The 23,814-nt window shown below is 64.0% G+C and carries 18 protein-coding genes, 5 tRNA genes and 2 rRNA genes (1 of these 25 running past the window's edge); 1 reads left to right on the top strand and 24 read right to left on the bottom strand.

The genetic code is table 11. The features are described from left to right. Window positions 1-28: 28 nt before the first annotated feature. From fusA to HUS23_09845, 20 genes are all read right to left on the bottom strand, one after another. Complete coding sequence (gene fusA / locus HUS23_09940; protein QKT04109.1) at window positions 29-2,134, bottom strand: elongation factor G; 2,106 nt, start codon at window positions 2,132-2,134, stop codon at window positions 29-31. Between the two features lie 36 nt (window positions 2,135-2,170). Next, entirely contained in the window at window positions 2,171-2,641 is a 471-nt protein-coding gene (rpsG, locus tag HUS23_09935) for a 30S ribosomal protein S7 (protein QKT04108.1), read from the bottom strand. A 62-nt stretch (window positions 2,642-2,703) separates the two neighbouring features. After that, the gene (gene rpsL, locus HUS23_09930; protein QKT04107.1) at window positions 2,704-3,078 is read right to left on the bottom strand and encodes a 30S ribosomal protein S12; all 375 of its coding nucleotides are present in this window, start codon (window positions 3,076-3,078) and stop codon (window positions 2,704-2,706) included. Window positions 3,079-3,194: 116 nt separating this feature from the next. Then, window positions 3,195-7,394, bottom strand: coding sequence for a DNA-directed RNA polymerase subunit beta' (gene rpoC, locus HUS23_09925; GenBank protein ID QKT04106.1), 4,200 nt, complete (start codon window positions 7,392-7,394; stop codon window positions 3,195-3,197). 65 nt (window positions 7,395-7,459) lie between these two features. Continuing rightward, window positions 7,460-11,539 carry a DNA-directed RNA polymerase subunit beta gene (gene rpoB / locus HUS23_09920; GenBank protein QKT04105.1) on the bottom strand — a complete coding sequence of 1,360 codons (4,080 nt, stop codon included), beginning with the start codon at window positions 11,537-11,539 and terminating at the stop codon, window positions 7,460-7,462. 191 nt (window positions 11,540-11,730) lie between these two features. After that, entirely contained in the window at window positions 11,731-12,111 is a 381-nt protein-coding gene (rplL, locus tag HUS23_09915; GenBank protein ID QKT04104.1) for a 50S ribosomal protein L7/L12, read from the bottom strand. A 58-nt stretch (window positions 12,112-12,169) separates the two neighbouring features. Then, window positions 12,170-12,700 carry a 50S ribosomal protein L10 gene (gene rplJ, locus HUS23_09910; GenBank protein QKT04103.1) on the bottom strand — a complete coding sequence of 177 codons (531 nt, stop codon included), beginning with the start codon at window positions 12,698-12,700 and terminating at the stop codon, window positions 12,170-12,172. A gap of 201 nt (window positions 12,701-12,901) precedes the next feature. Then, window positions 12,902-13,600, bottom strand: coding sequence for a 50S ribosomal protein L1 (gene rplA / locus HUS23_09905; protein ID QKT04102.1), 699 nt, complete (start codon window positions 13,598-13,600; stop codon window positions 12,902-12,904). A gap of 3 nt (window positions 13,601-13,603) precedes the next feature. Continuing rightward, window positions 13,604-14,035 (bottom strand): 50S ribosomal protein L11, encoded by a 432-nt coding sequence (gene rplK, locus HUS23_09900; GenBank protein ID QKT04101.1) that lies wholly within the window; start codon window positions 14,033-14,035, stop codon window positions 13,604-13,606. A gap of 95 nt (window positions 14,036-14,130) precedes the next feature. Beyond that, window positions 14,131-14,664, bottom strand: a complete 534-nt coding sequence (gene nusG / locus HUS23_09895) for a transcription termination/antitermination protein NusG (GenBank protein QKT04100.1) — start codon at window positions 14,662-14,664, stop codon at window positions 14,131-14,133. A 5-nt stretch (window positions 14,665-14,669) separates the two neighbouring features. Then, the gene (secE, locus tag HUS23_09890; GenBank protein QKT04099.1) at window positions 14,670-15,017 is read right to left on the bottom strand and encodes a preprotein translocase subunit SecE; all 348 of its coding nucleotides are present in this window, start codon (window positions 15,015-15,017) and stop codon (window positions 14,670-14,672) included. Between the two features lie 31 nt (window positions 15,018-15,048). Continuing rightward, window positions 15,049-15,124 (bottom strand) — tRNA-Trp (locus HUS23_09885). A 78-nt stretch (window positions 15,125-15,202) separates the two neighbouring features. Then, complete coding sequence (gene tuf / locus HUS23_09880) at window positions 15,203-16,393, bottom strand: elongation factor Tu (protein ID QKT04098.1); 1,191 nt, start codon at window positions 16,391-16,393, stop codon at window positions 15,203-15,205. A gap of 50 nt (window positions 16,394-16,443) precedes the next feature. Then, a tRNA-Thr gene (locus tag HUS23_09875) sits at window positions 16,444-16,519 on the bottom strand. Between the two features lie 20 nt (window positions 16,520-16,539). Beyond that, window positions 16,540-16,613 (bottom strand) — tRNA-Gly (locus HUS23_09870). A 79-nt stretch (window positions 16,614-16,692) separates the two neighbouring features. Next, window positions 16,693-16,777 (bottom strand) — tRNA-Tyr (locus tag HUS23_09865). Window positions 16,778-16,913: 136 nt separating this feature from the next. Then, window positions 16,914-16,989, bottom strand: a tRNA-Thr gene (locus HUS23_09860). 56 nt (window positions 16,990-17,045) lie between these two features. Beyond that, on the bottom strand, window positions 17,046-17,801 hold the full coding sequence (locus tag HUS23_09855; GenBank protein ID QKT04097.1) for a type III pantothenate kinase: 756 nt from the start codon (window positions 17,799-17,801) through the stop codon (window positions 17,046-17,048). Next, window positions 17,798-18,772 carry a biotin--[acetyl-CoA-carboxylase] ligase gene (locus tag HUS23_09850; GenBank protein ID QKT04096.1) on the bottom strand — a complete coding sequence of 325 codons (975 nt, stop codon included), beginning with the start codon at window positions 18,770-18,772 and terminating at the stop codon, window positions 17,798-17,800. The genes HUS23_09855 and HUS23_09850 overlap by 4 nt, the downstream gene beginning before the upstream one ends. Before the next feature lie 2 nt (window positions 18,773-18,774). Then, on the bottom strand, window positions 18,775-19,074 hold the full coding sequence (locus HUS23_09845) for a hypothetical protein (GenBank protein QKT04095.1): 300 nt from the start codon (window positions 19,072-19,074) through the stop codon (window positions 18,775-18,777). Window positions 19,075-19,164: 90 nt separating this feature from the next. Here HUS23_09845 and HUS23_09840 point away from each other — a divergent pair, with 90 nt between their 5' ends. Continuing rightward, the gene (locus HUS23_09840) at window positions 19,165-19,533 is read left to right on the top strand and encodes a hypothetical protein (GenBank protein ID QKT04094.1); all 369 of its coding nucleotides are present in this window, start codon (window positions 19,165-19,167) and stop codon (window positions 19,531-19,533) included. 16 nt (window positions 19,534-19,549) lie between these two features. Here HUS23_09840 and fabB read toward each other — a convergent pair whose 3' ends face one another. The 4 genes from fabB to HUS23_09820 form a co-directional block, all read right to left on the bottom strand. Beyond that, window positions 19,550-20,767: a beta-ketoacyl-ACP synthase I gene (gene fabB, locus HUS23_09835; protein QKT04093.1), complete on the bottom strand. Its 1,218-nt coding sequence runs from the start codon at window positions 20,765-20,767 to the stop codon at window positions 19,550-19,552. Window positions 20,768-20,778: 11 nt separating this feature from the next. Further along, the gene (gene fabA, locus HUS23_09830) at window positions 20,779-21,291 is read right to left on the bottom strand and encodes a 3-hydroxyacyl-[acyl-carrier-protein] dehydratase FabA (GenBank protein ID QKT04092.1); all 513 of its coding nucleotides are present in this window, start codon (window positions 21,289-21,291) and stop codon (window positions 20,779-20,781) included. A 197-nt stretch (window positions 21,292-21,488) separates the two neighbouring features. Continuing rightward, window positions 21,489-21,604: ribosomal RNA gene (gene rrf, locus HUS23_09825) — 5S ribosomal RNA — on the bottom strand. A 71-nt stretch (window positions 21,605-21,675) separates the two neighbouring features. After that, window positions 21,676-23,814: ribosomal RNA gene (locus HUS23_09820) — 23S ribosomal RNA — on the bottom strand; it runs 784 nt beyond the window's last position.

Genomic DNA, 23,814 nt, shown 5'->3' with positions numbered 1-23,814 from the left:
GCTGTTACCTCTAATTCGGTGTTGAAAATCAGGAAGCCTTCTTGATGACGGCCTCGGCCACGCTGGCGGGCGCCTCGTTGTAACGCGCAAACTCCATAGAGTAGGTGGCGCGTCCCTGGGTCGCCGACCGCAGATCGGTCGCATAGCCGAACATCTCGGCCAGCGGCACCTCGGCGCGGATGACCTTGCCCGAAGGCGCATCATCCATGCCCTGCACCAGCCCGCGCCGACGATTCAGATCGCCCATCACGTCGCCCATATACTCTTCGGGCGTCACCACCTCGACCTTCATGATGGGCTCGAGCAGCACAGGCTTGGCCTTGCGTGCGCCTTCTTTGAAGCCCATCGAACCGGCGATCTTGAACGCCATTTCGTTCGAGTCGACGTCGTGATAGGAGCCGTCATACAACGTGACCTTGACGTCCACCACCGGGAAGCCGGCGATCACGCCGTTCTGCATCTGCTCCTGAATACCCTTGTCCACCGCCGGAATATACTCGCGCGGCACCACGCCGCCGACGATGGCGTTAACGAACTCGTAGCCCTTACCCGCTTCCTGCGGCTCGATGCGCAGCCAGACGTGGCCGTACTGGCCGCGACCACCGGACTGACGGACGAACTTGCCTTCCTGCTCCACCGTCTGGCGGATGGTCTCGCGGTAGGCCACCTGCGGCGCACCGACGTTGGCCTCGACCTTGAACTCGCGACGCATGCGGTCGACGATGATCTCCAGGTGCAGCTCACCCATGCCCGAAATAATCGTCTGCCCCGACTCCTCGTCGGTGCGCACACGGAACGAAGGATCTTCCTGGGCCAGCTTGGACAGGGCGATACCCATCTTCTCCTGGTCCACCTTGGTCTTCGGCTCGATCGCCACCGAGATCACCGGCTCCGGGAACTCCATGCGCTCCAACACCACAACAGAATCCGGCGCGCACAGCGTGTCGCCCGTGGTCACATCCTTCAGACCCACCGCTGCGGCAATATCGCCCGCGCGAACCTCTTTGATCTCTTCCCGCGAGTTGGCATGCATCTGCAGAATACGGCCGACGCGCTCCTTCTTACCCTTGACCGGGTTGTAGACCGTGTCGCCCGAGTTCAGGACGCCCGAGTACACGCGGAAGAAGGTGAGCGTTCCCACGTAAGGGTCGGTCGCAATCTTGAAGGCGAGCGCCGAGAACGGCTCCTCGTCCGACGACTGGCGATACACCACATCCTCCGGATCTTCGGAGTCCTCCGGATGCCCCTTGATCGGCGGCACTTCCGGCGGCGACGGCAGGTAGTCGATCACCGCGTCGAGCATCGCCTGCACGCCCTTGTTCTTGAAGGCAGAGCCGCACATTGCGGGGACGATCTCCACCGCCAGGGTACGCTTGCGCAGGCCGGCCCTGATCTCGTCCACGGTCAGTTCGCCGCCTTCGAGATACTTCTCCATCAACTCATCGTCCGCCTCGGCGGCGGCCTCGATCATCTTCTCGCGCCACGCCTGACACTCGTCGACCATCTCGGCGGGGATATCCTTCTCCTCGAAGGTCGTCCCCATGTTCTCTTCGTTCCAGTAGATGGCCTTCATCTTGACCAGATCGACCACGCCCTTGAAGTTCTCCTCAGCGCCGATCGGCAACTGAATAGGCACCGGGCTCGCGTTCAGACGGGTCTCGATCTGCTTCACAACCCGCAGAAAATCGGCACCCGCGCGGTCCATCTTGTTGACAAAGGCCAGCCGCGGCACGTGGTACTTATTGGCTTGGCGCCATACCGTTTCGGACTGCGGCTCCACACCACCGACCGCACAGAACACCGCGCAAGCGGCGTCCAGCACGCGCAGCGAGCGCTCCACCTCGATGGTGAAGTCGACGTGCCCCGGGGTGTCGATGATATTGATGCGATGCTCGGGCTTGGACTTATCCATCCCACTCCAGAAGCAGGTGGTCGCCGCGGAGGTGATGGTGATACCACGCTCCTGCTCCTGCTCCATCCAGTCCATGGTCGCAGCACCTTCGTGCACTTCGCCGATCTTGTGCGAAACACCGGTGTAGAACAGCACGCGCTCACTCGTGGTGGTCTTGCCAGCGTCGATGTGCGCCATGATCCCGATATTTCGGTAGCGCTCGATAGGTGTCTTGCGTGCCACGGTGGAAACCCCTTCAGAAAACGGTGGAAAGTCCCTTTACCAGCGGAAGTGCGAGAAGGCCTTGTTCGCCTCTGCCATGCGGTGCGTGTCTTCCCGCTTCTTCACAGCGGTGCCGCGATTCTCGGCCGCCTCCATGATCTCGCCGGCGAGGCGCGCGCCCATCGACTTCTCGCCGCGCTTACGCGCCGAGTCGACCAGCCAGCGCATGGCGAGCGCCGAGCGGCGCGCAGGACGCACCTCGACCGGCACCTGGTAGGTCGCGCCACCGACGCGCCGGGACTTCACCTCGACCATCGGGCGGATGTTGTCCAGCGCCTTGGTGAAGGCCTCCAGCGGGTCACGCTTACCCTTCTCGGCCACCTGATCCAGCGCGCCATACACGATGCGCTCGGCCACGGACTTTTTGCCCGAGAGCATGAGCATGTTGATGAACTTCGCCAGCGTCTCGTCGCCGTACTTCGGCTCCGGGATGATGGTGCGCTTGGCTGCTACGCGACGTCTTGCCATGGGTACGTTCTCTCGCTATTCCTGAATACGCCGGCGCGACCCGTGGGCCGCGACCGATGCGTTTACGACTTGGGCCGCTTGGCGCCGTACTTGGAACGGCCCTGACGACGATCCTTCACACCGGAGGCGTCCAGCGAGCCGCGTACCGTGTGGTAGCGCACGCCGGGCAGATCCTTGACGCGGCCACCGCGGATCAGCACCACCGAGTGCTCCTGCAGGTTGTGGCCTTCACCACCGATGTACGACGTCACCTCGAAACCGTTCGTGAGCCGCACGCGCGCGACTTTGCGCAGCGCCGAGTTCGGCTTCTTGGGCGTGGTGGTGTAGACGCGCGTGCACACGCCGCGCTTCTGAGGGCAACCCTCGAGCGCAGGGACGTTGCTCTTTTCCTTTTTGCGGGTCCGCGCCTTGCGCACCAGCTGGTTGATCGTCGCCATCTGAACCTGTACTCCGATGATGAAAGGCGGCCCGCCGAGGCGGGCCGTACAAAGAAGCGGAATTCTATGGAAAGCGGGGATGCGCTGTCAAGCCGCATCCCCACCCCAACCACAGACTAGACCTCTTTAAGCGGGCTCTCCGTCGGCTGCTCGGGCGCCTGGGCCTCCTCGGCCGGTAGCGCCCCCGGCAAGCCCGCGTGACGCCGGCGGCGGCGCTCGGCGTGGTAGGCCAGGCCGGTACCTGCCGGGATCAGACGACCGACGATGACGTTCTCCTTGAGGCCGCGCAGATCGTCGACCTTGCCGCTCACGGCGGCCTCGGTCAGGACCCGGGTGGTCTCCTGGAACGACGCCGCCGAGATGAACGACTCGGTCGACAGCGAAGCCTTGGTGATGCCGAGCAACAGCGGCTCCCAGGTGGCCGGCAGCTTGTCCTCGCCCTGCACGCGCTCGTTCTCCTCGAGCACCCGCGCCCGGTCCACCTGCTCGCCCTTGAGCAGCTTGGTGTCGCCGGCGTTGGTGATCTCGACCTTGCGCAGCATCTGGCGCACGATCACCTCGATGTGCTTGTCGTTGATCTTCACGCCCTGCAGGCGGTAGACGTCCTGCACCTCGTTGACGATATACCGCGCCAAGGCCTCGACGCCCAGCAGACGCAGGATGTCGTGCGGCACCGGCTCGCCCTCGACCAGCACCTCGCCGCGTTCCACGTGCTCGCCCTCGAACACGGTGACCTGACGCCACTTGGGAATCAGCTCCTCGTGCGGGTCGCCGCCGTCGCGGGGGGTGATGACTAGGCGCTGCTTGCCCTTGGTCTCCTTGCCGAAGGTGACGGTGCCGGAGATCTCGGCCAGCACCGCCGGATCCTTGGGCTTGCGGGCCTCGAACATGTCAGCCACGCGCGGGAGACCGCCGGTGATGTCGCGGGTCTTGGACGACTCCTGCGGGATACGCGCGATTACGTCGCCCACGCCGACCTCAGCGCCGTTCTCCACCACGATGATGGCCCCACCCGGCAACACGTAGTGCGCCGGCATGTCGGTGCCCGCGATGTTGAGGTCGTTGCCGTCGGCATCGACCAGCTTCACCATCGGGCGCATGTCGCGGGCGCTGGAGCTGCGCTGCTTGGGATCGATCACCATGAGGCTGGACAGACCGGTGACCTCGTCCACGGTCCGCTGCACGGTGGCATCCACCACGTCCATGAACTTGACGCGCCCCGCCACCTCGGTGATGACCGGGTGGGTGTGGGGATCCCAGTTCGCGACGATCTGGCCTGGCTCGACCGGATCGCCCTCGCTCACAGTGATGACGGCGCCGTACGGCACCTTATAGCGCTGGCGCTCGCGGCCCTGATCGTCCAGCACGGTGATCTCGCCCGAGCGCGAGACGGCCACGTTGTTACCGCTCGCATGGCGCACCAGCTTGATGTTGTGCAGGCGCACCGTGCCCTTGGCCCGGATCTGGATGTTGTTGATCGCCGCCGAACGCGAGGCCGCGCCGCCGATGTGGAAGGTGCGCATGGTGAGCTGGGTGCCCGGCTCGCCGATGGACTGTGCGGCGATGACGCCCACCGCCTCACCGACATTGACCAGGTGCCCGCGCGCCAAGTCACGCCCATAGCACATCGAACAGACGCCGTGACGGGTCTCGCACATGATAGCCGAGCGCACCTTCACGTAATCGATACCCATGGCCTCGATGCTGTCGACCCAGCGCTCATCGAGCAGCGTGCCGAGCGGCACCGCGATGTTGTCGGTACCCGGCTCGAGCACGTCTTCGGCGGTAACGCGACCGAGGACCCGCTCACGCAGGGGCTCCACCACGTCGCCGCCCTCGATCAGGCTGGTCATCACCACGCCGCGGCTGGTGCCGCAGTCGTGTTCGGTGATGACGAGGTCCTGCGACACGTCCACCAGACGACGGGTCAGATAGCCCGAGTTGGCGGTCTTAAGCGCCGTATCGGCCAGGCCCTTACGAGCACCGTGCGTGGAGATAAAGTACTGCAGCACCGACAGGCCTTCACGGAAGTTCGCCGTGATGGGCGTCTCGATGATCGAGCCGTCGGGCTTGGCCATCAGGCCGCGCATGCCGGCCAGCTGGCGGATCTGCGCGGCCGAACCACGCGCACCGGAGTCGGCCATCATGAAAATGGAGTTCAGCGAGGGCTGACGCACCTCGTTGCCGTCCTTGTCCTTCACGATGTCGGTGCCGAGCTTCTCCATCATGGCCTTGGCCACCTGGTCGTTGGTGTGTGACCAGATGTCGACCACCTTGTTGTAACGCTCGCCGTTGGTCACCAGACCCGAGGTGTATTGATCCTCGATCTCCTTCACCTCGTCCTCGGCGCGCGCCAAGATGGCCTCCTTCTCCTCCGGGATGACCATGTCGTCGGCACCGAAGGAGACGCCCGCGCGCGTCGCATAGTGGAAGCCCATGTACATGAGCTGGTCGGCGAACACCACCGTGTCCTTCAACCCGAGGTCGCGGTAGCAGAGGTTGATGAGCTTGGAGATCGCCTTCTTGTTCATGTCCTGGTCGACCAGGCGGAACGGCAGGCCGTCAGGCACGATCTCGTACAACAGCGCCCGCCCAAGCCCCGTCTCCTTAAGCGAGATCGTCTCGGTGCGAGCGCCATCTTCGCCGACCTCGACCTCGCGGATGCGCACCTTCACGCGGGCGTGGAGGCTGACCTCACCCGCTTGGTAGGCGCGGTGCGCTTCGGCCAGGTCGGCGAAGGTCATGCCGGTACCCTTGGCCTCGGCCGAGATGCGGCTCATGTAGTAGATGCCGAGCACCACGTCCTGCGACGGCACGATAATCGGCTCGCCGTTGGCCGGCGACAGGATGTTGTTGGTCGACATCATCAGCGCGCGCGCTTCGAGCTGGGCCTCCAGCGACAGCGGCACGTGCACCGCCATCTGATCGCCGTCGAAGTCGGCGTTGAACGCCGCGCACACCAGCGGATGGAGCTGGATCGCCTTGCCCTCGATCAGCACCGGTTCGAAGGCCTGAATGCCGAGACGATGCAGGGTCGGCGCGCGGTTCAGCATCACCGGATGCTCGCGGATCACCTCTTCGAGGATGTCCCACACCTCCGGGCCTTCGCGCTCGACCATCTTCTTGGCCGCCTTGATGGTGGTGGCCAGGCCGCGGCGCTCGAGCTTGGAGAAGATGAAGGGCTTGAACAGCTCCAGCGCCATCTTCTTCGGCAGGCCGCACTGGTGCAGGCGCAGCGTCGGGCCGACCACGATCACGGAGCGACCGGAGTAGTCCACGCGCTTGCCGAGCAGGTTCTGGCGGAACCGCCCCTGCTTGCCCTTGATCATGTCCGCCAGGGACTTCAGCGGGCGACGGTTGTTGCCCGTGATGGCACGTCCCCGACGGCCGTTGTCGAGCAGCGCGTCGACCGACTCCTGCAGCATGCGCTTCTCATTGCGCACGATGATGTCGGGCGCCGATAGATCCAGCAGGCGCTTGAGGCGGTTGTTGCGGTTGATCACGCGACGATACAGATCGTTGAGATCCGAGGTCGCGAACCGCCCACCCTCCAGCGGCACCAGCGGGCGCAGTTCGGGCGGCAGCACCGGCAGTACGGTGAGCACCATCCACTCGGGCCGGTTACCCGACTCCAGGAAGGACTCCATCAACTTCAGGCGCTTGGTGATCTTCTTGAGCTTGGTCTCGGAGCTGGTCTCGCCGAGTTCCTCGCGGAGCTTCTCCACCTCGCTCGCGAGGTCCATCCGCTGCAGCAGCTCGTAGATGGCCTCGGCACCCATGCGGGCGTCGAACTCGTCGCCGTGCTCCTCGAGCGCATCGAGGTACTGCTCGTCGGACAGCAGCTGGCCGCGCTCGAGCGTGGTCATGCCCGCATCGATGACCATAAAGGCCTCGAAGTAGAGCACGCGCTCGATATCGCGCAGCGTCATGTCCAGCAGCAGCCCCATGCGCGAGGGCAGGGACTTCAGGAACCAGATGTGCGCCACCGGGCTCGCGAGCTCGATGTGGCCCATGCGCTCGCGGCGCACCTTGGCCAAGGTGACCTCCACGCCGCACTTCTCGCAGATCACGCCGCGGTGCTTCAGGCGCTTGTACTTGCCGCACAGGCACTCGAAGTCCTTGACGGGCCCGAAGATCTTGGCGCAGAACAGACCGTCACGCTCCGGCTTGAAGGTCCGGTAGTTGATGGTCTCCGGCTTCTTCACCTCGCCGAAGGACCAGGAACGGATCTTGTCCGGGGAGGCCAGGCCGATGCGGATGGCATCGAAATCTTCCACCTGACCCTGCTGCTTCAAAAGATTCAGTAGATCTTTCATCGCGTCTCCTGAAACGCTCGCTCATGGAGCGCGGGCACCGCCTATCGGCACCCGCGCTGCGACACTCAGTTCTGTTCCAACTCGATGTCGATGCCCAGCGAGCGAATCTCCTTGATGAGCACGTTGAAGGACTCGGGCATACCGGCCTCCATGCGGTGATCGCCGTCCACGATGTTCTTGTACATCTTGGTACGGCCGTTCACATCGTCCGACTTGACCGTCAGCATCTCCTGCAAGGTGTAGGCGGCGCCGTAGGCCTCCAGCGCCCACACCTCCATCTCACCGAAGCGCTGGCCGCCGAACTGCGCCTTACCGCCCAGCGGCTGCTGGGTGACCAGCGAGTACGGCCCGGTGGAACGTGCGTGCATCTTGTCGTCGACCAGATGGTTGAGCTTGAGCATGTACATGTAACCCACGGTAACCGGCCGGTCGAACGGCTCGCCGGTGCGGCCGTTGAACAACGTGGTCTGACCGCTCGCCGGCAACTCGGCCAGCTCCAACATGTACTTGATCTCCTCCTCGGTCACGCCGTCGAAGACCGGGGTGGCCATGGGCACGCCCTTGCGCAGGTTGTCCGCCAACTCGAGAATCTCGTCGTCGCTGAAGGTGTCCAGCTCTTCCTTCTTACCGCTGGTGTTGTAGATCTTGCCGAGGAAGTCGCGCAGTTCGGCCACCTTCGCCTCGCGCTCCTTGGCCTGCTCCTCCAACATGCGGCCGATCTTGTGACCGAGCCCCTTGGCGGCCCAACCGAGGTGGGTTTCCAGCACCTGGCCCACGTTCATACGCGAGGGCACGCCGAGCGGGTTCAGCACGATGTCGACCGGCGTGCCGTCCTCCATGAACGGCATGTCTTCCATCGGCACGATCATCGAGATCACGCCCTTGTTGCCGTGACGGCCGGCCATCTTGTCGCCGGGCTGAATGCGCCGCTTCACCGCGACGTGCACCTTGACCATCTTCAGCACGCCGGGCGCGAGGTCGTCGCCCTGAGTCAGCTTGCCGCGCTTTTCCTCGAACTTCTCGTCGAGCTGCGTACGCTGCAGCTTGAGGTGTTCGGCCGACAATTCGAGCTGCTGGTTGGCCTCCTCGCTGCGCAGGCGAATCTCGAACCACTTCTCGCGCGCCAGCCCCTGCAGGTAGGCCTTGGTGAGCTTGTCGCCGGCCTTGAGCTTGTTCGGCCCACCTTCGGCAACCTTGCCCACCAGCATCTTCTCCAGACGCTGGAAGGTGTCGTCCTCGACGATGCGGTACTGGTCCATCAAGTCCTTCTTGATGCGGGCCAGTTCCGCTTCCTCGATCGCCTTCGCGCGACTGTCCTTCTCCAGGCCGTCGCGGGTGAACACCTGCACGTCGATGACCGTCCCCACCATGCCCGAGGGCACGCGCAGAGAGGTGTCCTTCACGTCCGAGGCCTTCTCGCCGAAGATCGCGCGCAGCAGCTTCTCTTCCGGAGTCAGCTGCGTCTCCCCCTTCGGGGTGACCTTGCCGACCAGGATGTCGCCCGGACGCACTTCGGCCCCGATGTAGACGATGCCCGCCTCGTCCAGCTTGGACAGGGCGCTCTCGCCCACGTTGGGGATGTCGCCGGTGATCTCCTCGGGACCGAGCTTGGTATCACGCGCCACACACACCAACTCGTCGATGTGGATGGTCGTGAAGCGGTCTTCTTCGACCACGCGCTCGGACACCAGGATCGAGTCCTCGAAGTTGTATCCGTTCCAGGGCATGAACGCGACCAGGAAGTTCTGGCCGAGCGCCAACTCGCCCATATCGGTCGAGGGACCGTCGGCCAGCACGTCACCGCGCGCGATCACGTCACCCGGCTTCACCAGTGGGCGCTGGTTGATGCAGGTGTTCTGGTTCGAGCGCGTGTACTTGATCATGGTGTAGATGTCGACGCCCGGCTCGCCTGCCACGGTCTCCTCGTCGTTCACCCGCACCACGATGCGCGAGGCGTCGACCGAGTCGACCACCCCGCCGCGACGCGCCACCGTGGTCACGCCCGAATCGATCGCCACGGTGCGCTCGATACCGGTGCCGACCAACGGCTTCTCGGCGCGCAGCGTCGGCACGGCCTGGCGCTGCATGTTCGAACCCATCAGCGCGCGGTTGGCGTCATCGTGCTCGAGGAACGGCACCAGCGCCGCCGCCACGGAGACGATCTGGCGCGGCGACACGTCCATGTACTCGACCTTGTCCGGCGTGGTCATACTGAACTCATTCTCGTGCCGGCAGGGCACGAGGTCGTCGGTCAGACGACCCTGCGCGTCGAGCGAGGCGTTGGCCTGCGCGATGACGTAGGCGCCCTCGTCGATGGCCGACAGATACTCGATCTGCTCGGTCACCTTGCCCTCGACCACCTTGCGGTAGGGCGTCTCGAGGAAGCCGTACTCGTTGGCACGCGCGTACACGGCCAGCGAGTTGATCAGACCGATGTTCGGCCCTTCCGGCGTCTCAATCGGGCAGACGCGGCCGTAATGGGTCGGGTGCACGTCGCGCACCTCGAACCCGGCCCGCTCACGCGTGAGGCCGCCCGGGCCCAATGCCGAGATACGGCGCTTGTGGGTGATCTCGGACAGGGGGTTGTTCTGGTCCATGAACTGCGACAGCTGACTGGAACCGAAGAACTCCTTAACCGCCGCCGACACCGGCTTGGCGTTGATCAGCTCCTGCGGCATCAACCCCTCGCTCTCGGCCAGCGACAGGCGCTCCTTGACGGCGCGCTCGACGCGCACCAGGCCGACACGGAACTGGTTCTCCGCCATCTCGCCCACGCTGCGCACGCGGCGGTTGCCCAAATGGTCGATGTCGTCCACCTGGCCATTGCCATTGCGGATATCGATCAAGGTGCGCAGCACGTCGATGATGTCCTCGTTGGACAGCGTGCCCGATCCGGTGGTGTCCTTGCGGCCCACGCGACGGTTGAACTTCATGCGACCGACCGGCGACAGGTCGTAGCGGTCCTCGCTGAAGAACAGATTGGCAAACAGCGTCTGGGCAGCATCCTTGGTCGGCGGCTCGCCCGGGCGCATCATGCGGTAGATCTCGATCTGCGCCTCCAGCTCGCTGCGCGTAGAGTCCAGGCGCAGGGTATTGGAGACATACGGACCGTGGTCGAGGTCGTTGGTGTGCAGCGTACGGATATCGGCGATGCCCGCCTTCTCGAGCCGCTCGACCAGCTCCAGGGTGAGCTCGTCGTTGGCGGAAGCGATCAGTTCGCCGCTGTCCTGATCGACCACGTCGTGCGCCAGCACCTTGCCAACCAGGTAGTCATTCGGCACGTGCAGGATCTTGATGTCGGCCTTGGCAAGCTCGCGGATGTGACGCGCGGTGATGCGCCGCCCCTCCTCGACCAGCACCTCGTCGCCGATCTGGATGTCGAACGCGGCGGTTTCACCGCGCAAACGCTCCGGCACCAAGTCCAGCGTGATGCCGTCCTTGGTGAAGCGGAAGGTATTGGTCTCGAAGAACATATCGAGCATCTGCTCGGTGGTGTAACCGAGCGCGCGCAGCAGTACGCTTGCCGGCAGCTTGCGCCGACGATCGATGCGCGCGTAGATCGCGTCCTTCGGATCGAATTCAAAGTCCAGCCACGAGCCGCGGTAGGGAATCACGCGCGCACTGAACAGCAACTTGCCCGAGGAGTGCGTCTTGCCCTTGTCGTGGTCGAAGAACACGCCCGGCGAACGGTGCAGCTGCGACACGATGACGCGCTCGGTACCGTTGATGATGAAGGTGCCGGTATCGGTCATCAGGGGCAGCTCCCCCATGTAGACCTCTTGCTCCTTGATGTCCTTGACAGTGCCGGCTTCCTTGTCGTAAACAACCAAGCGCACCTTGACGCGCAAGGGAGCGGCGTAGGTTACGCCGCGCATGATGCACTCCTTCACGTCGAAGGGCGGCGTACCCAAGCGGTAACTCACATACTCCAGCGCCGCGCTGCCGGAGTAGCTGGTGATGGGGAACACGGATTTGAATGCAGCGTGCAGCCCCTGGTCGCCGCGCGCTTCCGGGCGGGCATCGGCCTGCAGAAACGCCCGGTAGGAATCCAGCTGCATCGCGAGCAGGTACGGCACTTCCAGAATGCTGGGGCGTTTGCCAAAATCCTTGCGGATGCGTTTCTTCTCAGTGAATGAGTACGCCATCTGAGTTCCTCTGCTAAGCCGTTAACCGCGAGCCCGCCTCGCACCTTGCGCACGAGCCCCCGCCGCGACGTCCGTCATGAAGCCTTCGTTGCAGCGGAAAAAGGCCGGTGGCGCACCGCCACCAGCCGCTTCCCTTACAGCGAGGCGTCGTCCTTGACGCCCACGCCTTTGGACAGTCGTCCAACCAACGCTTACTTGAGCTCCACCTTGGCGCCGGCCTCTTCCAACTGCTTCTTGATGCTCTCGGCCTCATCCTTGGAGACGCCTTCCTTCACCGTGGAGGGCGCGCCTTCCACCATATCCTTGGCTTCCTTCAGGCCCAGGCCGGTGATAGCGCGCACTGCCTTGATGACGCCGACCTTGTTCTCGCCGAAGCTGCTCATCACGACGTCGAACTCGGTCTTCTCTTCGGCGGCAGCGGCCTCACCACCACCGGCGGCGGCAGGCGCCGCGGCCACGGCAGCCGCCGCAGACACGCCGAACTTCTCTTCCATCGCCTCGATCAGTTCCACGACCTCCATGACGGTCATGTTGGCGATCGTTTCCAGGATCTCTTCCTTCGCTACGGCCATTGTCGATACTCCTAATTCAATAAGGTTCGGGTGCGCCGGAGCGCACCGGGAATGATGTTTAGGCGCCCGCCTGCTTTGCGTCGCGCACCGCTGCGAGCGTGCGCGCGAGCTTGGCATGCGGCTCGGCCATGGTGCGGACGAACTTGCCAATCGGCGCCTTCATCACACCCATGAGCATGGCGATTGCCTGCTCCTTGGTCGGCATCGACGCCAGGCGCTCGAGGCCACTGGCGTCGAGGAGCTTACCGCCCACTGCGACCACCTTGACCTTGAACCGCTCATTGGTCTTGACGAACTGCTTGACCACCCTGGCAGCGGCACCGGGTTCCTCGGTCGAAAACGCGAGGACCAGGGGCCCGGTCAACACCGATTCCATACATTCAAAATCGGTGCCCTGCAGGGCGCGGCGAGCCAAGGTATTTCTCACCACGCGCAGGTAGACGCCCTGGTTACGGGCGTCGGCCCGCAACTGCGTCATCTGAGCGGCAGTGAGACCGAGGTACTCGGCCGCAATGGCGGAATGCGCACTGGCCGCGACGCCGGCCACTTCGGCCACGATCGCCTTCTTGTCTTCAAGCTTGAGAGCCACGCATTTCCTCCGTGAGTGGCGGGTCGAACCCCGCCGTTCACACCGTGGACACACAAACCGCCGTGTGTCCGCCCGTACGGCGTCCCGCTTGAGGCGGGGCGCGCCGTCTGCGCAGGCGACTTGCGTCATTAACGCCCCGAGAGGCGACCTGCGGTCTTTGACGGCCACCGGGCTGCCGGTGGCCCAAAGTTCCTTACGCCTTTACGCCGCGCTCAGGCTGGCCTGATCCACGACGACGCCACCACCCATGGTGGTGGACAGGGTGATCTTGCGAATGTAGACGCCCTTGGACGTCGACGGCTTGGCCTTGTTCAGATCCGCCAGCAGCGCCTGCAGGTTTTCCCGCAGCGCCTGCGGCTCGAAGTCCACCTTGCCGAGCGTGCAGTGCACCACGCCGCCCTTGTCGGTGCGGTAGCGCACCTGGCCGGCCTTGGCGTTCTTGACCGCACCCGCCACATCCGGCGTCACCGTCCCCACCTTGGGGTTCGGCATCAGCCCGCGGGGCCCAAGAATCTGCCCAAGCTGGCCGACCACGCGCATCGCGTCGGGGCTGGCGATCACCACATCGAAGTCGAGGTTGCCGGCCTTGACGCTTTCCGCCAGGTCCTCGAAGCCGACCACGTCGGCGCCCGCGGCCTTGGCCGCCTCGGCATTGTTGCCTTGCGCGAACACGGCCACCCGAACCGACTTGCCGGTCCCGTTGGGCAACACGGTTGAACCGCGCACCACCTGGTCGGACTTGCGCGGGTCAACGCCGAGGTTCACCGCCACGTCGACGCCTTCGGCAAACTTCGCCTTGGGCATCTGCTTGAGCAGAGACAGCGCTTCATCGACCGGATAGAGCTTGGTCGGATCCACCAGGTCACGAATTGCCTGCATGCGCTTGCTGAGCTTGGCCATGACTTAGACCCCCTCCGTCTCGATACCCATGCTGCGTGCGCTACCGGCGATGGTGCGCACCGCAGCATCCATGTCCGCCGCCGTGAGATCGGGCTCCTTGGTCTTGGCGATCTCTTCGAGCTGGGCGCGAGTGACCTTGCCCACCTTGTCGCGGTTGGGGACGCCGCTGCCTTTGGGAATACCAGCGGCCTTCATCAGCAACACCGCGGCCGGCGGGGTCTTGGTGACGAACGTGAAACTGCGGTCGCTGTACACGGTGATCACGACCGGGATCGGCAGGCCGGGCTCGATGCTCTGGGTCTGTGCGTTGAACGCCTTGCAGAACTCCATGATATTCACGCCATGCTGACCGAGCGCCGGACCGACCGGCGGACTGGGGTTGGCCTGGCCGGCCTTCACCTGCAGCTTGATGTAAGCGTTAACCTTCTTAGCCACGATACACTCCTATGTCGGGTGCAAGCGCCTTGCGGCTCCCCGGAATCTGCTGGCAGAACCAGCGTCGCAAGCCGCCGGACGCGCCGGCCGGCTCCTTAGCCCTTCTCGACTTGACCGAACTCGAGGTCCACCGGGGTGGAGCGCCCAAAGATCAGCACCGCCACCCGCAGGCGGCTCTTCTCGTAGTCGACTTCCTCGACCACGCCATTGAAATCGTTGAACGGACCGTCGGTGATTCGCACCACCTCGCCCGGCTCGAACAGAATCTTCGGACGCGGCTTCTCCGCACCTTCCTGCACGCGATCGAGAATGGCCTGCGCCTCCCGCTCGGTAATCGGGGCCGGCCGATCGGAGGTGCCGCCGATGAAGCCCATGACCTTGGGCACGTCCTTCACCAGGTGCCAGGTCTCCTCGTCCATCTCCATCTGGACCAGCACGTAACCGGGAAAGAACTTGCGGTCGGACTTGCGCTTCTGTCCCTCGCGCATCTCCACCACCTCTTCGGTGGGGACCAAAACCTGGCCGAACTTTTCTTCCAGACCGTGGCGCTTGACCCGCTCGAGCAGCGAGCGCCGGACCTGATTCTCGAACCCGGAATAGGCGTGGACTACGTACCACCGCATCGTCATTGCTTTCAGCCCCCCTGGCCGGTCAGCAAACGCACGGCCCACAACAAGAACATATCGAACAACCAAAGCAGGATGCCGACCAGAATCACCATGATGAGCACGACGCCGGTGCTTTGTAGCGTCTCCTTGCGGTTCGGCCACACGACCTTGCGCATTTCGGTGACCGCCCCACGGCCGAGCGTGATGGCCGCACCGCCCGCCTGTGTCTGCGACGCAATGCCGCCGGCAACGGCGGCGGCCACCAGCACCATGAGCACGCGCACCACCAGCGCCGCATCGTCCTGCACATAAAACATGACGATGCCGCTGCCGAGCACCAGCAGCGCCGCAAGCATCTTGATCCGATCCGCCATTATCCTTCCGTACCGCCGTGATCGGCGAAGTTGGCAGGCCAGGAGGGACTTGAACCCCCAACCTGCGGTTTTGGAGACCGCTGCTCTGCCAATTGAGCTACTGGCCTAAAACTGTCAAACCCTTACCACACTACAACGCACGACGCCCCGGCAGCGCGGCGCGCTGCCGGGGCACGGCATTCTGCTTACTCGATGATCTTGGCGACCACGCCGGCGCCAACCGTGCGGCCACCTTCGCGGATCGCAAAACGCAGACCTTCTTCCATCGCGATCGGCGCAATCAGCGACACCACCATCTTCACGTTGTCGCCCGGCATCACCATCTCCACGCCCTCGGGCAACTCCACCGAACCCGTCACGTCCGTCGTGCGGAAGTAGAACTGCGGACGGTAGCCCTTGAAGAACGGCGTGTGACGACCACCTTCTTCCTTCGACAGCACGTACACCTCGGACTCGAACTTGGTGTGCGGCGTGATCGAACCCGGCTTGCACAGCACCTGGCCGCGCTCCACGTCGTCGCGCTTGGTGCCACGCAGCAGCACGCCCACGTTGTCGCCCGCCTGACCCTGATCGAGCAGCTTGCGGAACATCTCCACGCCCGTGACGATCGACTTCTGCGTGTCGCGGATACCCACGATCTCCACTTCGTCGCCCACCTTCACGATGCCGCGCTCGATACGACCCGTCACCACCGTGCCGCGACCCGAGATCGAGAACACGTCCTCGACCGGCATCAGGAACGCACCGTCAATCGCGCGCTCGGGCTCGGGAATGTAGCTGTCCATCGCCTCGACCAGCTTGTGGATCGAGGGCACGCCGATGTCCGAGGTGTCGCCTTCCAGCGCCTTGAGCGCCGAACCGGTCACCACCGGGGTGTCGTCGCCCGGGAAGTCGTAGCTCGACAGCAGCTCGCGCACTTCCATCTCCACCAGCTCCAACAGCTCGGCGTCGTCCACCATGTCGGCCTTGTTCAGGTACACGACGATGTAGGGCACGCCGACCTGGCGGGCCAGCAGAATGTGCTCGCGCGTCTGGGGCATCGGGCCGTCGGCGGCCGAACACACCAGGATCGCACCGTCCATCTGCGCCGCGCCGGTGATCATGTTCTTCACGTAGTCGGCGTGACCCGGGCAGTCCACGTGCGCGTAGTGGCGCGCGTCGGATTCGTACTCCACGTGGGCCGTGGCGATCGTGATGCCGCGCGCGCGCTCTTCCGGCGCACTATCGATCTGATCGTAACCCTTCGACTCGCCGCCAAACTTCTCGGCCATCACCTTCGTCAGCGCCGCCGTCAGCGTGGTCTTACCATGGTCAACGTGACCAATCGTCCCCACGTTCACGTGCGGCTTTTTACGTTCAAACTTCTCCTTGGACATCGGAAGGACTCCTTACGCAAGCACGTCTAAACCCGACCCGAAAAACCGTTTGGAGCCCATAACCGGACTTGAACCGGTGACCTCTTCCTTACCAAGGAAGTGCTCTACCGACTGAGCTATATGGGCAAATAAACTCTTGATGCCACTGGAGCGGGTGATGGGAATCGAACCCACGTCATCAGCTTGGAAGGCTGAGGTTCTACCATTGAACTACACCCGCGAAGCCGCAAAAGGAATCCCCCACGCAGCCACCGACCTAGGCAGACCTGGACCCACCACTACCTACCGCGTCCCATTAGTGGTGGAGGGGGGAGGATTCGAACCTCCGAAGGCTGAGCCGTCAGATTTACAGTCTGATCCCTTTGGCCGCTCGGGAACCCCTCCGCGAACGTAAGCGCGCTATTCTGGTGGAGGACGAGATGGGTGTCAAGCGCCGGAGCAGCCCGCGCCAACGAGCAGCGGCGGCGCCTGCGCGCGGCCAGCCGCCGAAAAGGAGGCGCCCCGCCCGGACGGGGACAGCTGGAGCTGGCGAAGGGACTCGAACCCCCGACCGGCTGATTACAAATCAGCTGCTCTACCAACTGAGCTACGCCAGCAGAAATCGCGGGAATTGTAACACCGCCGCCACTGCGGCGGGACGAGAATCGGCCGCCTAAAGCCGTTCGGGATCGGCGCCGGCGAGCACCGCCAACCCCTGCAGGGTCAGCTGAGGCTCGTGGCGGCAGGCTGCGCCGATCAGCGGCGCCAGCGTCGGGCCGTCGCCGCCCGTAATCAAGCACAACGGCGCGGCGCCAAGCTCAACCGCCAGGTCGGCAATCACTCGGTCTATCAGCGCAACGGCCGCGTATAGCGTCCCGACCGCCACGCCCTCACCGGTGGAGCGCCCCAGCAGTGCGCCGTCCTGCGGGACCGCCTCGGCGTCCAATCGAACGCCCCGCGTGCCGCGCTCGACGGCCCGGCGCATGAGGGCAAGCCCGGGCAGTATCAGCCCGCCTCGATGCTGACCGCCCTCATCGAGCAGGTCGATCGTCAAGGCGGTGCCGCAATCGGCGATACACACCGGTCCCGCGCGCAGCGCGCGTGCGCCCACCAGCGCGGCCCATCGGTCGGCGCCGAGCCGGGTGGGCTCACGGTAACCGTTGACGACGCCGTGGCCACGCGGCGCGGCAGTGACGAAGGTGGGCGCCACATCCCAGGCGGCGCGCGCCCGTTGCGTAACGGCCTCCGCCGCCCTTTCGCCCGCCACATTCGCGACCCAGACCGCGTCCGGCACCGGCACCTCCGGCACCTGAGCCAACCCACGCTCGAAGCGCCCGCCGTGCCTCGCGAATCCACCCGCCACGAAGCCCGTCTCGTCCCACCATGCCCAACGACAGGAGGTGTTCCCGATGTCGATCAGCAGCTTCATGCGGCGCGGACGCTCACGTCGCCACTGGAGTAGCGATGCATTGCGCCGTCGACCAGCACCTGCAACGCCCCGTCCGCGTCCACGCCACAGGCGGTGCCACGCACGGACGCCGTCGGGCCACGCACCTCGACCTCCCGGCCGGCGACCGCGTCGAGCCCCTGCCACGCCCGCGCGAAGGCGGGGAAGCCCGCGGTTTGAAACGTCCCGAGCGCGCGCAGCAGCGCATCGACGAGCACACCCGCCAAGCGATTGCGCGGCCCGGCCACGTCCGGCGCTATCTCGGCGAGGTCGACCACGGGTTGCTGCGCCTCGACCCGGTACGGGTCCGGCAGATGGACGTTCAAGCCGAAGCCCACCACAACCGAGCACGGTCCCGCGGCCTGGGCGTTCGCATCGATCAGCAGCCCGCCCAGCTTGCGGCCCCGCCACACGAGGTCATTGGGCCACTTCAAAGCAACGTCCTCAACGCCGCGCGCGGCCAATGCCTGGGCGACGGCCACACCGAGGGCGAGGCCAAGGGTACCGAGACGCGGGGGTAGGTGATCGAAACGCCACAACACCGAGAGATAGATGTTGCCGGTCAGGGGCGATAGCCAGGTGCGTTCACGCCGTCCGCGACCGGCGGTCTGCGCCTCCGCCAGACAGAGCGAGCCGGACTTGGCGCCCTGGCTCGCGCGCTCCCGCAGCCAGCGGCTGGTGGAGTCCAGCGCAAGATGCACGTCGACATCACCCAGCAGAGAGCGTCCCGCCTCCGAGAGGTGAGCCGTCAGGCGCGGCGCCTGCAACGGCTCGAAGGGGCGCTGCAGCCGGTAACCGCGTCCCCGCACGGCGTCGGTCGGCATGCCGAGCGAACGGAGGGCGCGCACGGCCTTCCACACCGCTGCGCGCGATACCCCGAGTTGGGCGGCCAGTTGCTCGCCCGAATGGAAGCGCCCATCGCCAAGCACATGGAGCAGCGTGACCGGCAACACGCTCAGCCCGAAACGCGGCTCAGCAAGGGCATATCCCCCCGCTGCACCATCCGGCGCAGGAAATCGCCTCGCCCGTGCCAGCGCTCGTTCAACGCGTCCAGGCGCATCGAGCGCTGCCCCGCTGCCACCGAGAGCAACACCTCAAGCTCATCCAGGTCGACCTTGGGGCGAACCAGGTCCTCGGTACGCGGGTTGTCGACCTTGCCGACCTCCCAGAACATCGCGGGGTGCCACATTCGCGCCTTCACTCCAGGCGACTCCATCAGCTTCACGCAGCGCTCGTTCAAACGGTCGGCGTCCATATTGCGCTCCCTCCTCGGTCCGCACTCGCTCTGAAACTAAAGCAGTCGCACACAAGGTGCAACGCGCGGCGGGAGAGCTAAGCTAGCAGCATGACAACGAAGCACGCGACCACGCCGCTCGCCGCGGGATTGTTGCACATCGAGCCCGCCGGCCCCCTATGGCAGCGCGCCCCCACCCGCGATGCCGATGGCCGCCTGTTGGCCGACTTCATGATGATCATCCCGCGCCTCGCTCGCCTCGTGCCTCAACGGCGCGAGGCGACCATCCGGGCGATCGAGGAGGTGCTGCAGGCCTACCATGAGCATGTGGTATTCGCCGACCTCAACCTGCGGCTCAGCGTCCTATGGGTAAGCGTGCGTCCGCTGCCCGGCCTATGCATCGAGATCCCGGCGGCCCTACACGCGCGCATCCCGGAGGCCAGACTGGTCGCGCCACAACTGCGGGAGCAGCGCGCCTAATACGGGAGTCGCCCGCTCAGTCCCGCCAGCGCCGAAACACGAGCGTCGCGTTCGTGCCACCGAAGCCAAAGCTGTTCGACATGACGGTGTCGAGTTGAACGTCGTCGCGCCGCTCGCGCACGATCGGCAAGCCTTCGGCGGCCGGATCGAGCTGTCCGATGTTGGCGGACGCGCTAACAAAGCCCTGCTCCATCATAAGCAGGCAGTAAATGGCCTCGTGCACGCCTGCCGCGCCGAGGGAATGACCTGTGAGGGACTTCGTCGAGCTGAGCAGGGGGACACGGTCGCCGAACACGGCCTTTACCGCCTCGAGTTCGCGAGTATCGCCTACCGGCGTGCTGGTGCCATGGGTATTGAGGTAGTCGATCGGACCGTCTACACCCGCCAAAGCCTGGCGCATGCACCGCTGGGCACCCTCGCCGGACGGCTGCACCATGTCGTAACCGTCGGAGGTCGCTCCGTAACCGATCAACTCCGCATAGATGCGCGCCCCGCGCGCCTGCGCATGCTCCAACGATTCCAACACGACCATACCGCCACCACCGGAAATCACGAACCCGTCGCGGGTGGCATCGTAAGGGCGCGAAGCCGTCTCCGGCGTATCGTTGTACTTGGACGACAGCGCACCCATGGCGTCGAACAGCACCGACTGGCTCCAGTGCAGCTCTTCGCCGCCGCCGGCAAACACCATGTCCTGCTTGCCGAGCTGAATTAGCTCCATCGCGTTACCGATGCAGTGCGCGCTGGTGGCGCATGCCGAACTGATGGAATAGTTCACGCCCTTGATCTTGAACGGCGTCGCCACGCAGGCGGCGGTTGTGCTCGACATGGTGCGGGGTACCATGTAAGGCCCCACGCGCCGGACGCCCTTGGCGCGTAGTGTATCCACTGCCTCGACGACGTTCGCCGTCGACGCACCGCCCGAACCCGTGATCAACCCGGCGCGCTCGCTCGACACTTCCGCCTCGCTGAGCCCTGCATCGGCGACCGCGTCCCGCATCGCCAGATAGGTATAGGCGGCCGCGTCACCCATAAAACGCTTGAGCTTGCGATCGATCTCGGCGTCCAGGTCCACCCGCAATGCCCCGTGCACCTGGGAGCGAAACCCCATTTCGGCATACTCGGGCGCGAACTCGATGCCCGAGCGGCCGTCGCGCAAGGACGCGGATACCGCGGCACGTCCATTGCCGATACTGGATACGATCCCCAAGCCGGTGATCACAACGCGCTTCATACTTAGCTTCCTCAGAAATTGTCGGTGGAGGTGAACAGCCCGACCCGCAGCTCCTCCGCGGTGTAAATCACGCGCCCGTCGACCTCCATCACCGCATCGCCGATGCCCATCACCAAGCGGCGCATGACCACGCGGCGCATGTCGATGCGATAGGTGACGCGTTTAGCGGCTGGCGTCACCTGTCCGGTGAACTTGACCGAACCGCCCAGCGCGCGACCGCGCCCGGGACCGCCGTTCCAGGCCAGGAAGAAGCCAATGAGCTGCCACATCGCGTCCAAGCCCAGGCAGCCCGGCATGACGGGATCGCCTTCAAAATGGCAACCGAAGAACCACAGGTCGGGGCGGACGTCGAGCTCGGCGACGATGTTGCCCTTGCCATGCGAGCCGCCGTCGGCGGTGATCTCCGTAATGCGATCGAACATCAGCATGGGCGGGAGCGGGAGCTGGGCATTGCCCGGTCCGAACATCTCGCCGCGACCGCACTGCAGGAGTTCCTCGTAGGTGTAGCTGTTTTTCGGTTCCATTAGGCACCCAAGCTGAGCTTCCCGAGACGGGACGAATCGAAGGATTGTAACCCATTGTCGGCCGTCGGCCGAGATTCCAAGCGCCCGGAGATGCGAACCACGCCTCAAGCCGGGGGCCCGGATGATCCTGAGACCGCGCCGTGGCTCACGACGCACAAAGAAGAAAGGCTCCCCGAGGGGAGCCTTTCGTTATTAAAGCCTGGCGGTGACCTACTTTCGCATGGGGAAGCCCCACACTATCATCGGCGCTGAGTGGTTTCACTTCCGAGTTCGGGATGGGATCGGGTGGTTCCCACTCGCTATGGCCGCCAGGCAAACCGGTGTTCACGGCTTACCGTGATGAAATCGGGAAGGTTGCTGGGGCGCGGGTCTGTACTGCAGGCACCCAACATACTTGGGTGTTATATGGTCAAGCCTCACGGTCAATTAGTACGGGTTAGCTACATGCATTACTGCACTTCCACATCCCGCCTATCAACGTCGTGGTCTACGACGGACCTTCAGGGAGCTCGAGGCTCCAGGGAGATCTCATCTTGAGGGGGGCTTCCCGCTTAGATGCTTTCAGCGGTTATCCCGTCCGTACATAGCTACCCGGCAGTGCCACTGGCGTGACAACCGGAACACCAGAGGTACGTCCACCCGGTCCTCTCGTACTAGGAGCAGCTCCTCTCAAATCTCCAACGCCCACGGCAGATAGGGACCGAACTGTCTCACGACGTTCTAAACCCAGCTCGCGTACCACTTTAAATGGCGAACAGCCATACCCTTGGGACCGGCTACAGCCCCAGGATGTGATGAGCCGACATCGAGGTGCCAAACTCCCCCGTCGATATGAACTCTTGGGAGGAATCAGCCTGTTATCCCCGGAGTACCTTTTATCCGTTGAGCGATGGCCCTTCCATACAGAACCACCGGATCACTAAGACCTGCTTTCGCACCTGCTCGACGTGTATGTCTCGCAGTCAAGCACCCTTATGCCTTTGCACGCAACGCACGATTTCCGACCGTGCTGAGGGTACCTTCGTGCTCCTCCGTTACGCTTTGGGAGGAGACCGCCCCAGTCAAACTACCCACCATACACTGTCCCCGATCCGGATAACGGACCTGGGTTAGAACCTCAAGCATGCCAGGGTGGTATTTCAAGGGTGGCTCCACCGGAACTGGCGTCCCGGCTTCAAAGCCTCCCACCTATCCTACACAAGCAGACTCGAAGTTCAGTGTAAAGCTGTAGTAAAGGTTCACGGGGTCTTTCCGTCTTGCCGCGGGTACGCTGCATCTTCACAGCGAATTCAATTTCACTGAGTCTCGGGTGGAGACAGTGTGGCCATCGTTACGCCATTCGTGCAGGTCGGAACTTACCCGACAAGGAATTTCGCTACCTTAGGACCGTTATAGTTACGGCCGCCGTTTACCGGGGCTTCGATCAAGAGCTTCGCCGAAGCTAACCCCATCACTTAACCTTCCGGCACCGGGCAGGCGTCACACCCTATACGTCCTCTTACGAGTTTGCAGAGTGCTGTGTTTTTAATAAACAGTCGCAGCCACCTGGTCACTGCAACCCCCTTCCGCTCCGGCCGCAGGGCCTTCACGTAATGGGGGCACACCTTCTCCCGAAGTTACGGTGCTATTTTGCCTAGTTCCTTCACCCGAGTTCTCTCAAGCGCCTTGGGATACTCACCCTGCCCACCTGTGTCGGTTTGGGGTACGGTCACGCATTACCTGAAGCTTAGAGGCTTTTCCTGGAAGCTGGGCATCAATCACTTCGCTCCACAAGGGAGCTCGTCATCACGCCTCAGGATTGTGGCTCCGGATTTTCCTAAAGCCACTCCCTACACGCTTGAACCGGGACGTCCAACACCCGGCTGACCTAGCCTTCTTCGTCCCCCCATCGCAGTAATACGCGGTACAGGAATATTAACCTGTTTCCCATCGACTACGCCTTTCGGCCTCGCCTTAGGGGCCGACTCACCCTGCGCCGATTAACGTTGCGCAGGAAACCTTGGGCTTTCGGCGTGCGGGTTTTTCACCCGCATTATCGTTACTCATGTCAGCATTCGCACTTCCGATACCTCCAGCAGACCTTACGATCCACCTTCAACGGCCTACGGAACGCTCCCCTACCACTTGCGCTTGCGCGCAAATCCGCAGCTTCGGTACATGGCTTAAGCCCCGTTAAATCTTCCGCGCAGGCCGACTCGACCAGTGAGCTATTACGCTTTCTTTAAAGGATGGCTGCTTCTAAGCCAACCTCCTGGCTGTCTGTGCCTTCCCACATCGTTTCCCACTGAGCCATGATTTGGGGACCTTAGCTGGCGGTCTGGGTTGTTTCCCTCTTGACGACGGACGTTAGCACCCGCCGTCTGTCTCCCGTGCTGCACTTCCCGGTATTCGGAGTTTGCATCGGTTTGGTAACCCGGGATGGGCCCCTAGCCGAAACAGTGCTCTACCCCCGGGAGTGATCACACGAGGCGCTACCTAAATAGCTTTCGGGGAGAACCAGCTATCTCCGAGCTTGATTAGCCT

It is taken from the genome of Ectothiorhodospiraceae bacterium 2226, from assembly GCA_013348725.1.
In the GTDB taxonomy this organism is placed as follows: domain Bacteria; phylum Pseudomonadota; class Gammaproteobacteria.
Note: the sequence above shows the minus strand (reverse complement) of the source record. Positions and strands in the feature narration are given on the sequence as shown.

What these genes read in the sequence shown, in the direction of transcription:
- nusG (QKT04100.1), bottom strand. Translation starts at nt 14,664, where the DNA reads ATGACGATGCGGTGGTACGTAGTCCACGCCTATTCCGGGTTCGAGAAT.
- fabA (QKT04092.1), bottom strand. Translation starts at nt 21,291, where the DNA reads ATGGAACCGAAAAACAGCTACACCTACGAGGAACTCCTGCAGTGCGGT.
- HUS23_09840 (QKT04094.1), top strand. Translation starts at nt 19,165, where the DNA reads ATGACAACGAAGCACGCGACCACGCCGCTCGCCGCGGGATTGTTGCAC.
- fabB (QKT04093.1), bottom strand. Translation starts at nt 20,767, where the DNA reads ATGAAGCGCGTTGTGATCACCGGCTTGGGGATCGTATCCAGTATCGGC.
- rpoB (QKT04105.1), bottom strand. Translation starts at nt 11,539, where the DNA reads ATGGCGTACTCATTCACTGAGAAGAAACGCATCCGCAAGGATTTTGGC.
- rpoC (QKT04106.1), bottom strand. Translation starts at nt 7,394, where the DNA reads ATGAAAGATCTACTGAATCTTTTGAAGCAGCAGGGTCAGGTGGAAGAT.
- rplA (QKT04102.1), bottom strand. Translation starts at nt 13,600, where the DNA reads ATGGCCAAGCTCAGCAAGCGCATGCAGGCAATTCGTGACCTGGTGGAT.
- tuf (QKT04098.1), bottom strand. Translation starts at nt 16,393, where the DNA reads ATGTCCAAGGAGAAGTTTGAACGTAAAAAGCCGCACGTGAACGTGGGG.
- HUS23_09845 (QKT04095.1), bottom strand. Translation starts at nt 19,074, where the DNA reads ATGGACGCCGACCGTTTGAACGAGCGCTGCGTGAAGCTGATGGAGTCG.
- secE (QKT04099.1), bottom strand. Translation starts at nt 15,017, where the DNA reads ATGGCGGATCGGATCAAGATGCTTGCGGCGCTGCTGGTGCTCGGCAGC.
- rplL (QKT04104.1), bottom strand. Translation starts at nt 12,111, where the DNA reads ATGGCCGTAGCGAAGGAAGAGATCCTGGAAACGATCGCCAACATGACC.
- rpsG (QKT04108.1), bottom strand. Translation starts at nt 2,641, where the DNA reads ATGGCAAGACGTCGCGTAGCAGCCAAGCGCACCATCATCCCGGAGCCG.
- HUS23_09855 (QKT04097.1), bottom strand. Translation starts at nt 17,801, where the DNA reads ATGAAGCTGCTGATCGACATCGGGAACACCTCCTGTCGTTGGGCATGG.
- rpsL (QKT04107.1), bottom strand. Translation starts at nt 3,078, where the DNA reads ATGGCGACGATCAACCAGCTGGTGCGCAAGGCGCGGACCCGCAAAAAG.